We start from the raw sequence: 13,791 nt of genomic DNA, 5'->3' as shown, positions 1-13,791 counted from the left end.
CTCACCTGCGCTATGGCGAAACGCCGGTGATGTCGACTGCACAATCGGGTATCACCAGCGTTTCGGTGTGAGGTGAGTTACGCCAGCTCTGAGCCACCTGCCATCGCGAGCCTGAGCTCACGCCGCTCTCGCTGAACGATGGGATCCGGTACGGGCGCTGCGGCGACAAGTTGCTTCGTGTACTGCTCACGCGGTGTGTCACACACTTCGGCCGGCGTGCCCTGCTCAACAAGTGCTCCCTTGCGCAGGACCAGCACTCGCTGGGCGAAATGTCGAACGACGGCGAGGTCGTGCGTGATGAACAAGTAGGCCAGCCCAAGTTGTTGCTGAAGTTCGCCGAGCAGCTCGAGCATCGTTGCCTGGGTCGATACATCAAGTGCGCTCGTGGGCTCGTCGCAAATGATGAGTTTCGGGCGCAGCACGAGCGCGCGTGCGATCGCAATCCGCTGGCGTTGACCTCCGGAGAACTTCGCCGGATAGCGCGTTGCGCTGTCTGCGGGAAGCCCAACGCGCTCAAGCATCGCCTGGATGGTCACCCTCGCCTGTGCATCGTCCATATGGCCCTGTGCGATCAACGGCTGTCGGAGAATGTCACCAATCTTCTTGGCAGGATTGAGTGAGCTGTACGGATCTTGAAAGACAACCTGCAGGTCGCGCGCGAGACGGCGCTGATCTCTGCGCGAGCGGAAGGTGACATCTCCGCCTTCGAAGGCGATGCGGCCGCCGGCGACCGGAGCGAGCCCCAGTATCGCGCGACCGATCGTGGATTTGCCCGATCCAGATTCCCCGACCAGGGCGAGCGTCTCCCCCTGCGCAATCGAGAAGCTCACCTTGTCAACGGCTGTGAAGCGCTGCCGTCGGTGACCCGCGACCGGGTACTCCACAGAGAGTTCGTTCACATCGAGAAGCTCAGACATGAGAATCCCCCAGTTCGATCAGGCTCGGCGTCGCATCCATGAGCTTCTTCGTGTACTCGTGACTCGGGTTCGTAAACAGCTCGTTGACCCCAGCGGTCTCGACAATCCTGCCCTTCTCCATGACGATCACGCGTTCGCAGATGTCTGCAACCACGCCCAGGTCATGCGTGACGAAGAGAATCGACATGCCGAACTTCTCCCGCAGAGAGCGCAGAAGGTCGAGGATGCCGGCCTGGACGGTGACGTCCAGCGCCGTCGTCGGCTCATCCGCGATCAGCAGGTCAGGTGAACCGGCAAGCGCGATGGCGATCGCGACACGCTGCGCCATACCCCCAGATAGCTGGAAGGGGTATCTGCGCATGACAGCATCCACATCGGGCAATCCAACCTCCGCAAGCAGTTCCATCGCCGTCTGCTTCGCTTCTGCGCGACTCAGGTTGCGATGGCGTCGCAGTGGCGCGGTGAGCTGAGCGGCAACGGTGAAGCACGGATCAAGCGCGACCATCGGCTCCTGCGAGATCATTCCGATGCGCTTGCCCCGCAGCTGAGCGAGAGCAGATTCAGGCAGCGGAACGAGATCCGCACCGTCGAAGATGATCTTTCCCTGCGAGACGAATCCCGGATAAGAGATAGCGCCGAGCACGGCCAGCGCCGTCATGGTCTTCCCGGATCCAGACTCCCCCACCAGACCGACGAACTCACCACGTGCGACATCGAAGTCGATGTTCCTGACGACGTCGACGTTCTCCTCCTCTGCAGGGAATGTGACCGTGAGCCCACGAACGCTCAAGAGCTGATTGTTACCGGCGTCTCCCTCTGCCTCTACGACAGGGGCGGGCTTGTCGATTCGGGATCGAACCTTGGACACCGAGTGATTGAGTGCGCGCCATAGCATGCTGAACCGATGACGCTTGCCGTCACCGTCGCGCAGTGCGTCGCCGATGAGGTTCGCTGCGGTGATGGTGAACACCAGTACCAGACCCGCGGGAATGAGAAGCCAAGGCTGCTGATTGAGGTACTTCGAGGCCTCAGAGATCATCGCGCCCCAGTCCGGACTGGGCGGGGGCGGGCCCAGTCCAAGGAATCCGAGGCTGGCTTGGATGAGAAGCGCGACGCCGAAGGTCAGACTGCTCTGGATGATCAGCGGGCCGACGACGTTCGGCAGGATGTCGCTGAACAGGATTCGGCGCTGCGAGAATCCTGCCACTCGCGCAGCATCCACATACAGTTCGTCACGCACGGCCCGCGTTGATGCCTGGGCGAGACGTAAGTATGACGCCGAGACGAGTATGCCGAACGTCGCCATCGACGCGGTGATGTTGCTGCCGAAGATGGCGGCGAAGGCGAGCAGGATGACCAGAGCAGGCAGCGAGAACAGTAGGTCGGCGAGCCGGCTCGCCAGAGCGTCGATCCAACCGCCTCGGTATCCGGCGATGATGCCGATCGTTCCGCCGAGTACCAAGGCGATCACCACCGCCTCAAGTGCCCCCAGCAGCGCTCCCTGACCACCCCAAAGAATTCGGGAGAGTACATCTCGTCCGAGCGAGTCGGTACCGAGTAGATGCTCAGCGGAAGGCAGTTTGAGCGCGTCTGAGAGATCCTGCTGGAGCGGATCTGCCAGCGGCAGAAGTGTCACGAGTGTACAGGCGAGGACGATCAGCACGAGCCAGATCAGACTGGCCAGGCTCAACGGATTCTTGTAGAGCGGCTTGAGGAATGCCCACCGTGATTCGGACTTCACAGACCGGATCGGCACCAACGACGTGCGAACGCCTGACCGGCGCTTTGCCAGAGACTGTCCGGCGCGGCCGGGGTTTTCCAACTGTTCAGACATTACATTCGCACCTTCGGGTTGAGCCACGCGTTGATGAGATCAACGACGAGGTTGACGATGATGATCATGATGGCGGTGACGAGAACGATGCCCTGTACGACAGGGATATCGCGCCCGCTGATCGCGGCGATCATGTACTGGCCGAGACCGGGAAGCGCGAACACCTGCTCGATCACGACCGCGCCGCCGACGACGTGGATGAACTGGAAGCTCAGCGTGGTCACTACCGGAATCGCAGCATTTCGCAGTGCATGCTTGAACACGATCGTTCGCCGTGGGGTCCCCGAAGCCAGCAGCGTTCGGATGTTGTCCTGTCCGAGAACCGTGAGCATCGACGCCCTGGTCTGTCGCGCAATCGCCGCCACTCCGGCGAGCGCGATCGCTGCCACCGGAAGGATCAACGAGTGCGCCCATCCCCACGGTGAAACCTCGAAGGGCACATATCCCGTCGCCGGAACGAGGCGAAACGTCAGGCTGAACACGAGCACCAGCAGAATACCGAGCCAGAAGTTGGGGATCGATGCGCCAAGCACGGAGACGACCTGTGCGGACTTGCCCAACCAGCCGCCCTTCAGCGCGCTGATGAGTCCGAACGTTCCGCCCACGACGAGGGTGACGGCGATCGACAGCAACGCCAGCGACAGCGTCACGGGAAGTCTGCTGAGGATCGTCTCGAGCACAGGGAGGCCTGTGCGGATCGAGTTTCCGAGGTCGCCTTGAACTGCGGCGATCATCCAGTTGAAGTACTGCACGTGCACCGGTGCGTTCAGGCCCAGATCTTCACGAACACGCTCGTACTGCTCGGGACTCGCGTCTGGACCGAGAATGCTTACGGCCGGGTCTCCTGGGATGAACTGCACCAGCAAGAATGTCAGGGTCGCGATCACGAAGAGCAGCGGGATCGCGCCTGCCAATCGTCGCCCTATCACTTTCAACATACGGGGGTATCTTTCTGGTTCTCGCGGAGCGGGAAACGTCGATGGAAGGGCGCGCACTCCGGTGTATGCCGGAGTGCGCGCCGTGACTTCAGCCTGTGGGTTGCATGCTGAAGATGGAGGGCTTCATATGCCCTGCTGGGCGTTCCAGATTCGTCACTTCGTCGTTGTAGAACGTGAAGCCGATCTCCTGGAGCACGACGACCATCCATGCGTTCTCAACGCTGATCTTAGAGATCTCCTGGAAGGTTTTGCGCCGCTCGTCCTCGGGCTGTTCCAGCGCCTCGGCGTAGAGCTCGTTGATCTTCGGATCCGACGCTCCTCGCGCATTGCGCGAACCGTTGGGCAACAGCAGCCCCTCGACATCCGGCACGGTGCTCTGGCTCGAGAGCGTCGTGACCGTGAGGGTGTTATTGCCTGCGATCGATGTCTGAACGAACTCAGCGAACGGCATGGTGTCGATCGTCAACGTCACTCCGACGTCGGCGAAGTATCCGGCCATCGCCGAGACGACGTTCGCCAGTCCGGGGAATGTTGTGGCAGTGAGCTCAAGACCATCGCCGTACCCGGCTTCGGCGAGCAGGTCCTTCGCCTTCTGCGGGTCGTATGTGTAATAGTCGTCGAGTTCGGGATCGTACGCCTCGGTGTCGGGCACGAAGACCTGACTCGTCGGGCGACCGGGCATGAGGTTCTCGGCGATCGCCTCACGGTCGATCGCGTAGTTCAGAGCACGGCGGACGAGAACGTTACCGAGTGCAGGCACATCGGCGCCCTGTTGGTCGACGAAGTACATCGCGACCGTCGGTCCACCGCCTTCGAAGACGTTCAGTCCAGCGGCTTCCGCAGCCTCGAGGTTCTCAGCACTGCCCCAGCTCACATCGACCTCGCCGGACTGCACCGCGCTGTACGCAGCCTGCGCGTCCTCGATGATCCGGAAGACCATTCGGTCATACGGCACCGAATCTGCGTCCCAGTAATCCTCATTCTTTTCGAATGTGAAGATGTTCTCGGCGATGGATTCCGAGACGATGTAAGCGTAGGGGCCGGCTCCCACCGGCTCGCTCTTGAGGATCTCCGGTGTGGCGAGTGCTTCCGGGCTGACCATCATTCCGATGTGCTGGCTGAACATAAACTGCAGATCGGGCATCGGCGCTGACCAGTGCAGTACGAGCTGGGTGTCGCTCACGACCTCGATATCATCCAGCGTCGCCAGTAGTGTTGCAGATCGGCCGTCCGATGCTTTGAAGTACTCGAGGTTCGCTTTGACCGCTTCAGCATTGAACTCCGCTCCGTCGGTGAATGTCACGCCTTCACGCAGCGTCATGCTGAACGTGCGGTTGTCGTCCCACCCCCACTCGGTGGCCAGCCCGGGGACAAACTTTCCGTCCGCGGTCGCATTCAGAAGGCTGGCGTATGCAGCCTGCTGTACCTGGCTGTACTTGCCCCAGGCCCAGCCTGCCGGATCCCATCCGCCGGGAGGCGTCAGGTCGACAGCGATCGTGAGTGAGTGAGATTGGTTCTCGTCTGCGTTCGGTGTTGTGCCGCCTCCACACGCCGTCAGGGCGAGACTTGCCGCCACGGCGAGGGCGAATATTTTCATGCGAGCGTGCAGTTTCATCATTGAAGCTCCGATCGGGAAAAGGTGCGTCGGGAGAACGTCTTCCACGTTACTAGAAGTCTAACCAACTACATGTTACGTTGTCTGTCAAGGACGATTCGGTTCCCGGAATCCGCGACTCTGCGGCACCGCGCGCCGAAGCGCTTCGCTCGTTCACCTTCGACCTAATGTGTGAGAGATGACCGCTCAGGAAACTGAAAATGATGCCGTTGACGCCAAGTCATTCGATGAACTCACGCGTCAAGCGAGCGTTGAAATGCAGCCGGATGCCGATCTTGAAGCGATGGAGTTCGGCCTCACCCTGGTGAGAGCCGGCAACCGCCTCCAACAGGATCTCGAGAATCACGTTCACCGCCCGGCCGGGATGACATGGGCGTCATTCCGCGTGCTTTTCGTGATCCGCTCCGCTGGCACGACGTCTCCTCGCCAAGTCGCTCGACTGTCGAGCATCTCTTCGGCGAGCGCATCCAGCGTGCTCAATACGCTGGAGCGCTACGGCATGATCCTTCGCACGCGCAATGAGAACGACGGCCGAGGCATCACGCTCTCGCTCACCCCAAAGGGCGAACAGGCAGTCGCCGAGCTCTTCATCCGCAACAATGAACGCGCTGCCGAATGGGCAACCCTGTTCACTCAAGAAGAAAAGAAGCATCTCGCCTCTCTCCTGCACCGCGTTCTCAACGCGGAAGCCCCGCAGGCGGAGCCGGCCCCCATCACGCCGATCATGCCCAAGGCACCGCGTGCGCGGCGAACACAACCGACGCCCGACGATGCGCAATGACAATCGGCTCCTCCGCCAGCCACACCCGGCGTCTCTCGTCACACGTCGCAGAGTTCCCCACTGCTGATACACCCGCGGCCGTCATCCATGCTGCGAAACGCAGCCTGCTCGATGGCATAGGTGTCTCACTCGCCGCCAGCAGCCTCGCACGGCAGGTGGAGCCCTTCATCGGGCTCGCTCGTGAAGGACACACGCGTGGAGGAACGCCCGTCATCGGCTGCGGATTCGATACCGCGCCGACGCTGGCCGCCACAGTGAACGGTGCGCTCGCGCACGCACTGGATTTCGAAGACACCCATGACGCGGCCATCGTACATCCCTATGCCGCAGCGATTCCTGCCGCGCTGTCCGCCATGAACCGTATTGATAAGATCGCCGGACGAGAGCTTCTCGCCAGTCTCGCCCATGGGGCCAATCTCGTGTGCCGGGTGTCTCTTGGCTTCACGAACAACTCCGAGACCGACGGATGGTTTCTGCACCCGATCCTGAACTCGCTGGCCGCAGCGGCCACCGCTTCACGCGTCTATGGCGCCACGAGCGCACAGGTCGAGCAGGCCCTGTCGTTCGCCTTCAGCCAGTCCACAAGCTCTGCCGCCGCCAAAGACCAGGCGGACAGCGACTACCGCACTATCCGAGAGGCGTTCAATGCGCACGCCGGTGTGGTCGGGGCATCCCTGGCAAGAGATGGACTCATTGGATTCTCCCGAGTCTTCGACGGCCCGTACGGCATCTATGGGCTGTACGGGGGCGGATCCGTTGATGCCGCGGCACTCACCGGTGATCTCGAGACACGCTGGGAGAACACCGCCGTCAGCTTCAAGCCGTGGCCATCATGTCGCGGAACCCATGCCTTCGTGGACTGTGCGCTGCAGATCATGCAGGACCCGCTGTTCTCTGCCGACGAGATCTCCGACATCGAGATTCGCGTCAGCCCGTTCTACCAGAGCCTGTGCGAACCGACCGCAGAGAAATCACGGCCGACAACGGCAAGCGCCGCGAAATTCTCGATCCCGTTCGTTTTGGCTGCGACGGTGCGTAGCGGCGAACTTACTCTCAAGCAGTTCGACGAGTGGGCACTGGCAGATGAGCAAACCATTCGGCTCGCCGAACGGATCCGCGTGGGTGTGGATCGCTCATTGGACATGCGCTCCGCGATGAACGGCGGCGTGAAAATCACGCTTGCGGATGGCACCGTGCTTCGCGCCGATGTCGAAGAACCTCGTGGCGGCTCGACCCGCCCTATGGATGACGCCGAGCTCATCGCCAAGTTCCGTGCCTGCGCAGAGCTTGCTCTGCATCCGCCGCGCGACATCGCCGCGTTTGTGGATCTCGTGATGAACTTCGAACAGGAACCGGATGCCCACTCTTTGCTGGTCGCACTCCGCGCCGACAGCTGACGCGTCGAAGAACGCCGACCGGTCACTGCTGGCGCGCTCGCTACCCTCCGTGATCGCCTGCGGGCCACGCGGCGCAGCGCCGCGGGGCCTCGCAGGTGAACGGGTTCTGTTACGCGTTCACCTTGAAATAGTGAATGCGGTTTCCGTTGCCATCGGGCAGCTTTCGTCCGACGCCGACGAACGTGCTGCGCGTCAGCCAGTCATGCTTGCCGGCAGGCGTATCGAACACCGGTGACGTGCGAAGATCGAACGCCTCGGTGTCGATGACCAGTGCCGGGTCGACTCCGGCCTTGACCTGGGGAGAACCGTCACGAATTCCAGGGTTGTACAGCGAGATCATCGTGCCGTCATCTTCCTGCAGGATGTAGCGCGCCCCCACCACGACAAGACCATCGGGGCGCGTCAACGATGGGTCGCCGCCTCCCGGAAGGACCTTGCCGCGAAGCAATGGCCCTTCGAAGCTGCCGCCGGTGACGCTGATCCAGCCGTGCTGGGCTCCACCCAACATCATCGGAGTCTTGAAGCGGTTGTCGAACTGGAGCGTGATCGTTAAGACGTGGTCGAGCGTGGGCGATGGCATATCTGCGGCCAATGAAGATACTTCGCTCATGATTTCCTTTGTGTTCGCGTTGACGTGAGAAAGCTCGATCAACCGAGCTTGATGTTGATCTGCTTCACCTGAGTGAACGCTTCGATAGTGCCCTCAAGCGAGTTCTCCCGGCCGATGCCGCTGTTCTTGTATCCGCCATAGGTCTGGCCGAGCATCTGGCCACCACCCTGATTGACCTGGATCCATCCCGCATCGATACGGTTGGCTGTCTGAACTGCGTCATCCAGGTTCTGCGTCCAAATGTAGGCGGCGAGTCCGTAGTGAGTTTCGTTGGCAAGTCTGATCGCATCCTCGCGGTCCTTCCACGGAATAGCCACCAGCACAGGGCCGAAGATCTCCTCCTGCGCGATGCGCCAAGAGTTGTCGACTGCGCCGAAGATCGTCGGGGAGAGGTAGAAGCCCTCCTGCCCTCCCGGCGAAACCGCCTCACCGCGCAGCGGCACTTGGATGCCCTTCTGCGCGTTGCCCTCATCCATATAGGAGAGAACGCGATCGAACTGCTTCTTATTGATGATCGCGCCCATGTCCGTCGCCTCATCGAGAGGATCGCCGACCTTCAGTGCGCTCACCCTGTCGACGAGTCCGTTCATTACATCGTCGTACACAGACTCGTGCACAAGGAGTCGCGAACCCGCAGTGCAGCTCTGGCCCTGACGGGTGAAGCGCATCGCTCCGAGGATGCCGTTGAGAGTCTCATCGTTCACGGCATCCGGGAAGACAATGTTCGGGCTCTTGCCGCCGAGCTCAAGCGAGTAGTGCGCCAGGCGACTTCCGGCCGCTTCCGCAATGTGCGTACCGACAGCCGAGGACCCTGTGAACGACACCTTCGCCACACCCGGGTGCTGCACGAGTGCCTCACCGATCTCGGCGCCGTAGCCGCTGACGACGTTGACCACTCCGGCAGGCAGGTGCTCAGCGACGATCTCACCAAGACGCAACACAGCAAGCGGTGCATCCTCGGCCGTCTTGAGCACGAGGGTGTTGCCCGCCACGATTGCCGAGACGATCTTGACGATCGCGATGATCAGCGGCGAGTTCCACGGAATGATCGCGGCCACCACACCGAGCGGCTCGCGCTGGGTGTAGCTGAGCTGACCGGCACCTGCAGGAAGGGTCAACCCCTTGAATTCACCGGCGACACCGGCGTAATAGCGGGTGATCGCCGCCAGCGCCATCGCTTCACCGCGAGACTGGGTGCGCAGTGCATTTCCGGTCTCCCACGACACGAGCACGGCCAGCTCCTCAGCCGCAGCCTGCAGTGCGTCCGCAATGGCCAGCAGCGGGCGGGAACGATCGTTGAAGTGACGACCGCTCCACTCGGGGAATGCCGCACGCGCGGCGGCAACCGCACGGTCAGCGTCAACGGCATTGCCTCGTGGAACACGCGCGAGCACAGTTCCCTTATGGCCAGGGCTGTGCACTTCGATCCACTCGTCCGAGTCACTGCCGGTACGCGAACCGCCGATCAGGAAGGGGATGTCAGGGACAGTGCCCTCAAAGGGCAAAGGTGCATGGCTCATAAGTGGATCTCCTTTTCAATAAGGGGGAAGTTGGGGAGTGGGTCACGCAGATTCGGCGTCAATGCTTCCTTCGACGACTTTGACGAGTGCAGAGCAGTCCAGATGCCCCATTCCGCGAGTGAGCAGTTCATTCAGCTGGGCAAGTGCGACTTCAGCCAATGGAACATCGAGCCCGACGGCGCTTGCCGCCGTCACACCGAGGCCGACGTCTTTCGCCATAAGGCTCGCGGCGAAACCCGGCTTGAAGTCGTTGTTCACGGCAGCGCCTTCAACGACACCGGCGATCGGATACGTCATCCGAAGTGCCCAGCTGTCGCCAGTGGAGACGGTGGCCAGATCGTGGAACGTTTTGGCGTTGATTCCCAGACGCTCGGCGAGCACCGCGCCCTCGCACATGGCGGCGAGATTCATGCCGGCGATGGTGTTGTTGACGATCTTCGCCGCCTGCCCCTGGCCCACGGGGCCGATGTGGAAGATGCGCCCTGCCAGCACTTCGATGATGGGGCGAATGCTCGCGATATCTTCCTCCGCTCCGCCGATCATGAAAGTCAGGCTTCCGGCGACCGCGCCGGGGACGCCGCCGGAGACAGGCGCGTCGACGAATCGCAAACCTCGATCCTTGCTCAGATCGCTGAGCCGGGTGGTGGTTTCGACATCGATTGTGGAGCTGTCGATGAAGATCGCATCCTTGCCAGCGTTGGCAAGCACACCCTCCGGACCATCGGCAACGTCGAGCACGAGCTTGCCGTTGGGCAGCATCGTGAAGATGATGTCGGCGTCGCGAACAGCATCCGCCACCGAAGCGGTGCGAGCCACACCTCTCTCCGCGGCAGCGCTCATCGCCGCCTCGCTGACGTCGAACCCGACGACCTCATGACCGGCGGCGGCCAAGTTGGCCGACATGGGGCTGCCCATGTTGCCGAGTCCGATCCACGCAATTCTCATTTCAATCCTCTTTCTCGTTCTGAACGGTGCAACCAGCGTGACCGCTGATTCGAATCTGTTCTCGGGCGGAGATTAATTGACCGGCCCGAGGCCGTAGATCATCGGGATGATGTGACCGACCGGAGTCTGCAATCCCTCGACCTCGTCGCCGTTGTAGAAGGTGTAGCTCGTGGCCTGGGCGATACCGACGAACCAGGCGTCATCAAGGACGATCTGAGCGATCTTGTGATATTCGCTCGCACGATCTTCCGGCGACATCGAGGCGGCTACGTCATAGAGACGCGTGATCTCGGGGTCCTCACTGCCGCGCGAGTTCTTTCCGCCATCGGGAAGCAGGAGGTTCTGGATATCGATCGACGCACTCTGCGAAACGTTCGGTGCGAGGATCGTCGGGTATGTCCCTGCGATCCCATCTGACACGAACTCAGCCACCGTTGGCTGCACGATGATCTCCAGCGTCACACCCACATCAGCCAGGTAGCCGGCAATGGCCTGCGCTACGGTTTGCATGAGCGGGTGGTTGTTCATCTTGAAGGTGAATCCATCTTCATACCCGGCCTCTTTCAACAGCCGCTTGGCCTCTTCGGGGTCATAGGGGTAATAGTCCTCCAGCGACGGATCGTACGCCTCACCCGCGGAGTGCCATACCTGCGGCGTCGCGCGTCCCGGCTGCAGGCTCTCGACGATCGCGTCGCGGTCAATCGCGTAGTTCAGGGCCTGGCGCACACGCACATCGCCGAGTGCCGGAACTTCGTCTCCGGCCATATCCACGATCTGGATGTTCACGAGCGTTCCCGGTGCCTCATCGATGCTGAGCCCGGTCCCAGTGGCCGCTTCGAGGTTCTCCGAGGTGCCGAAAGTCAGATCCACCTGACCGGACTGCAGAGCGTTGAAAGCCGCCTGACCGTCCGAGAAGATCTTGAACACCATCGTGTCGAACTCGATCGCGTCTGCATTCCAGTAGTGCGGGTTCTTGGTGAACGTGTACGTATCGTCTGTCACTGACCTTGCAGCATCGAGGATGTACGGGCCCGCTCCCACAGGTTCGGTGAGGAGCTGATCCGGAGATGCGATGGCAGCGGGACTGATCATCATCCCCATGTTCTGCGACAGAATGAGCGGCATATCCGGCTGCGGTTCAGCCAGGTGGATGGCGATCTCGTACTCGCCGACAACTTCGACGGATTCGATCGGCTGAAGCTGCGCCGCCGAACGACCCTGCGCCACCTTGTAATGCTCGAGGTTTGTCTTGACAGCCTCGGCGTCGAACACCTCGCCGTCGGTGAAGGTGGCACCCTCGCGCAGCGAAAGGGTGAACAGCTCAGGACTCTCCCATCCCCACTCGGTGGCGAGTGCGGGGTCGAAACCACCGTCGGTGTTCGCATGAAGGAGAGTTTCGTATGCGGCCTGTTCGATCGGAGCGTATGTGGTGTACGCCCAGTTACCCGGGTCGAAACCGCCGACGGGTGACTGCTGGAGACCGTAGATCAGCTCGGTGGGCGCGGTCTCGTCTCCCGGTGAACCCCCGGAACTCGGCGAGCAGCCCGAGATGACGAGGCTGACTACTGCAGCCGTGGCGACGGCGGCGACTTTTGCATACTTAGTCTTCACTGACTTCTCCATTCGCGCAGCTTCATCGCAGCTCTGCGTGATCGCTTAGACTTCTAACTAACTACGTTTCGGACCGCATGTCAAACACGAATCGAACACGTCGTCCGAACACTCGATTTGGACAACAGCTAGTTTTCTAACTATTAGAGTGTTGCACGTGCACAGCTCTCGAGATGGCCGACCAGATCGCCCGGATGATGGACGGTGGCGGATCTTCGCGGTGTGCGTCGCTGCCGCGATTCTGACAGTTCTCGATCTGTCGAAAGTGAACGTGGGGCTGCCTTCAATCGAGCATTCACTCGATGCCGATGCCGCCGCGCTGCAGCTGATCGTCGCCGCGTATGCACTCGCGTACGGTCTCGCTCTCGTACCGGCCGGGCGTCTGGGAGACATCCATTCCCGCAAGCTGATGTTCGTCATCGGACTTGCCGCGTTCACCGCAACCAGCATCTTCTGCGCCCTCGCCTCGGATGCGCAAATGCTCGTGCTCGCGCGGGTTCTACAGGGCTTCGCCGGGGGACTCCTTCCTCCACAGGTGCTCGGTATCATCCAGCACCAGTTCCAGGGCACCGAACGGGGTAAAGCGCTCGGCATTTTTGGCGCGATGACCGGTATCGCCACTGCGGCAGGCCCGGCGCTGGGCGGGCTTCTCGTCGAGGTTGGAACGCCCACCGATGGCTGGCGCCTACTGTTCTGGATGAACGTTCCTGTGGGAGCAGTTGCGATACTGCTGGCGCTGCGACTGCTGCCGCGCAGCGACCGACTGCAACGCCTTCCCGTCAGCCTCGACATCACCGGCATCACCCTGCTCGCCATCAGCACACTCGCCCTGATGCTGCCACTGGTCCAGACGACAGGTGCATCCAGCGACAATCCGTGGCGCTGGATGTGGCTCGGTCTCGCCGCTATCGCTGGCGTAGCCTTCGTGCTCTGGGAACGACATTACAAGAGCGCAGGACGATCACCCGCCGTCGATCTTGAACTGTTTCGAAGCACGGGATTTCGCAACGGCCTGCTCGTGGCGACCTCATATCTGGCCGTTCTGCCCGCCGTCTTCCTGCTGGCCATGCTCTATCTGCAGGATGGCTTGGGGCTGACGGCTCTTTGGGCAGGAATCGTGGCAGTACCTTTTGCCGCATCCGCTACCGTTACCGCCTGGGTGAGCGGGCGCCTGGTTGCCGCGTACGGCCGAGCAGTGGTGGTCTTCGGGCTCTGCGTCGTCGGCGTCGGATTCGTGTCATCGATTGTGGCTGTGAGTTTCCTTCCCACCGACACCATTCCCTGGGGATTAGGTGCCACACTCTTCATCTCGGGAATCGGCAGTGGATTGGTGATCGCGCCCAATCTCACTCTCACCCTCAGCGACGTTCCCATCAACCAGGCAGGCGTAGCTGGATCCGTAACCCAGGTCGGCCAGCGCATCGGAAACGCTGTCGGCGTCGCCCTGGCAACGTCAATCTACTTCGCAATCCTGCACGACGCGAGATCCTCGGATCGCGAACAGCGCTACGACGACGCATTCGTCGGCGCGCTCATGGTCGCCATCGCCGGATTGTGTACGGCGTTGTGCGTTGCGATCGTAGATCTGCGTCAGCGACGAGGAGACCCGCAAGAGTGAGCACG

The 13,791-nt window shown here is 61.5% G+C and carries 11 protein-coding genes; 3 read left to right on the top strand and 8 right to left on the bottom strand.

Annotated elements, in window-relative coordinates:
* Positions 1 to 77: 77 nt before the first annotated feature.
* From MAE01_RS08015 to MAE01_RS08000, 4 genes are all read right to left on the bottom strand, one after another.
* Entirely contained in the window at positions 78 to 917 is an 840-nt protein-coding gene (locus tag MAE01_RS08015; protein WP_147039041.1) for an ATP-binding cassette domain-containing protein, read from the bottom strand.
* The gene (locus MAE01_RS08010) at positions 910 to 2,658 is read right to left on the bottom strand and encodes a dipeptide/oligopeptide/nickel ABC transporter permease/ATP-binding protein (protein WP_186806174.1); all 1,749 of its coding nucleotides are present in this window, start codon (positions 2,656 to 2,658) and stop codon (positions 910 to 912) included. Before MAE01_RS08010 ends, MAE01_RS08015 begins: the two co-directional genes overlap by 8 nt.
* 92 nt (positions 2,659 to 2,750) lie before the next feature.
* Complete coding sequence (locus MAE01_RS08005; RefSeq protein ID WP_147039039.1) at positions 2,751 to 3,689, bottom strand: ABC transporter permease; 939 nt, start codon at positions 3,687 to 3,689, stop codon at positions 2,751 to 2,753.
* A gap of 88 nt (positions 3,690 to 3,777) precedes the next feature.
* Positions 3,778 to 5,286: an ABC transporter substrate-binding protein gene (locus MAE01_RS08000; RefSeq protein ID WP_186806172.1), complete on the bottom strand. Its 1,509-nt coding sequence runs from the start codon at positions 5,284 to 5,286 to the stop codon at positions 3,778 to 3,780.
* A 196-nt stretch (positions 5,287 to 5,482) separates the two neighbouring features.
* Here MAE01_RS08000 and MAE01_RS07995 point away from each other — a divergent pair, with 196 nt between their 5' ends.
* Positions 5,483 to 6,085, top strand: a complete 603-nt coding sequence (locus MAE01_RS07995; RefSeq protein WP_147039037.1) for a MarR family winged helix-turn-helix transcriptional regulator — start codon at positions 5,483 to 5,485, stop codon at positions 6,083 to 6,085.
* Positions 6,082 to 7,482, top strand: a complete 1,401-nt coding sequence (locus tag MAE01_RS07990; RefSeq protein ID WP_186806171.1) for an MmgE/PrpD family protein — start codon at positions 6,082 to 6,084, stop codon at positions 7,480 to 7,482. The genes MAE01_RS07995 and MAE01_RS07990 overlap by 4 nt, the downstream gene beginning before the upstream one ends.
* A 109-nt stretch (positions 7,483 to 7,591) precedes the next feature.
* Here MAE01_RS07990 and MAE01_RS07985 read toward each other — a convergent pair whose 3' ends face one another.
* The 4 genes from MAE01_RS07985 to MAE01_RS07970 form a co-directional block, all read right to left on the bottom strand.
* The gene (locus tag MAE01_RS07985; RefSeq protein WP_186806170.1) at positions 7,592 to 8,092 is read right to left on the bottom strand and encodes a DUF3237 domain-containing protein; all 501 of its coding nucleotides are present in this window, start codon (positions 8,090 to 8,092) and stop codon (positions 7,592 to 7,594) included.
* A 38-nt stretch (positions 8,093 to 8,130) separates the two neighbouring features.
* Positions 8,131 to 9,612: an aldehyde dehydrogenase family protein gene (locus MAE01_RS07980; protein WP_147039034.1), complete on the bottom strand. Its 1,482-nt coding sequence runs from the start codon at positions 9,610 to 9,612 to the stop codon at positions 8,131 to 8,133.
* 42 nt (positions 9,613 to 9,654) lie between these two features.
* Positions 9,655 to 10,557 carry an NAD(P)-dependent oxidoreductase gene (locus MAE01_RS07975; protein ID WP_147039033.1) on the bottom strand — a complete coding sequence of 301 codons (903 nt, stop codon included), beginning with the start codon at positions 10,555 to 10,557 and terminating at the stop codon, positions 9,655 to 9,657.
* A 72-nt stretch (positions 10,558 to 10,629) separates the two neighbouring features.
* Positions 10,630 to 12,180, bottom strand: coding sequence for an ABC transporter substrate-binding protein (locus MAE01_RS07970; protein WP_147039032.1), 1,551 nt, complete (start codon positions 12,178 to 12,180; stop codon positions 10,630 to 10,632).
* A gap of 145 nt (positions 12,181 to 12,325) precedes the next feature.
* On the opposite strand from MAE01_RS07970, the gene MAE01_RS07965 reads away from it, so the two are divergent.
* Positions 12,326 to 13,786, top strand: coding sequence for an MFS transporter (locus tag MAE01_RS07965; protein WP_147039031.1), 1,461 nt, complete (start codon positions 12,326 to 12,328; stop codon positions 13,784 to 13,786).
* The last annotated feature ends 5 nt before the right edge of the window (positions 13,787 to 13,791 follow it).

This window comes from Microbacterium aerolatum (assembly GCF_007988825.1).
In the GTDB taxonomy this organism is placed as follows: domain Bacteria; phylum Actinomycetota; class Actinomycetes; order Actinomycetales; family Microbacteriaceae; genus Microbacterium; species Microbacterium aerolatum.
The sequence above is the reverse complement of the archived record's forward strand: the minus strand, read 5'-3'. Positions and strand labels throughout refer to the sequence as shown.

What these genes read in the sequence shown, in the direction of transcription:
- MAE01_RS08015 (WP_147039041.1), bottom strand. Translation starts at nt 917, where the DNA reads ATGTCTGAGCTTCTCGATGTGAACGAACTCTCTGTGGAGTACCCGGTC.
- MAE01_RS08005 (WP_147039039.1), bottom strand. Translation starts at nt 3,689, where the DNA reads ATGTTGAAAGTGATAGGGCGACGATTGGCAGGCGCGATCCCGCTGCTC.
- MAE01_RS08000 (WP_186806172.1), bottom strand. Translation starts at nt 5,286, where the DNA reads ATGAAAATATTCGCCCTCGCCGTGGCGGCAAGTCTCGCCCTGACGGCG.
- MAE01_RS07995 (WP_147039037.1), top strand. Translation starts at nt 5,483, where the DNA reads ATGACCGCTCAGGAAACTGAAAATGATGCCGTTGACGCCAAGTCATTC.
- MAE01_RS07990 (WP_186806171.1), top strand. Translation starts at nt 6,082, where the DNA reads ATGACAATCGGCTCCTCCGCCAGCCACACCCGGCGTCTCTCGTCACAC.
- MAE01_RS07985 (WP_186806170.1), bottom strand. Translation starts at nt 8,092, where the DNA reads ATGAGCGAAGTATCTTCATTGGCCGCAGATATGCCATCGCCCACGCTC.
- MAE01_RS07980 (WP_147039034.1), bottom strand. Translation starts at nt 9,612, where the DNA reads ATGAGCCATGCACCTTTGCCCTTTGAGGGCACTGTCCCTGACATCCCC.
- MAE01_RS07975 (WP_147039033.1), bottom strand. Translation starts at nt 10,557, where the DNA reads ATGAGAATTGCGTGGATCGGACTCGGCAACATGGGCAGCCCCATGTCG.
- MAE01_RS07970 (WP_147039032.1), bottom strand. Translation starts at nt 12,180, where the DNA reads ATGGAGAAGTCAGTGAAGACTAAGTATGCAAAAGTCGCCGCCGTCGCC.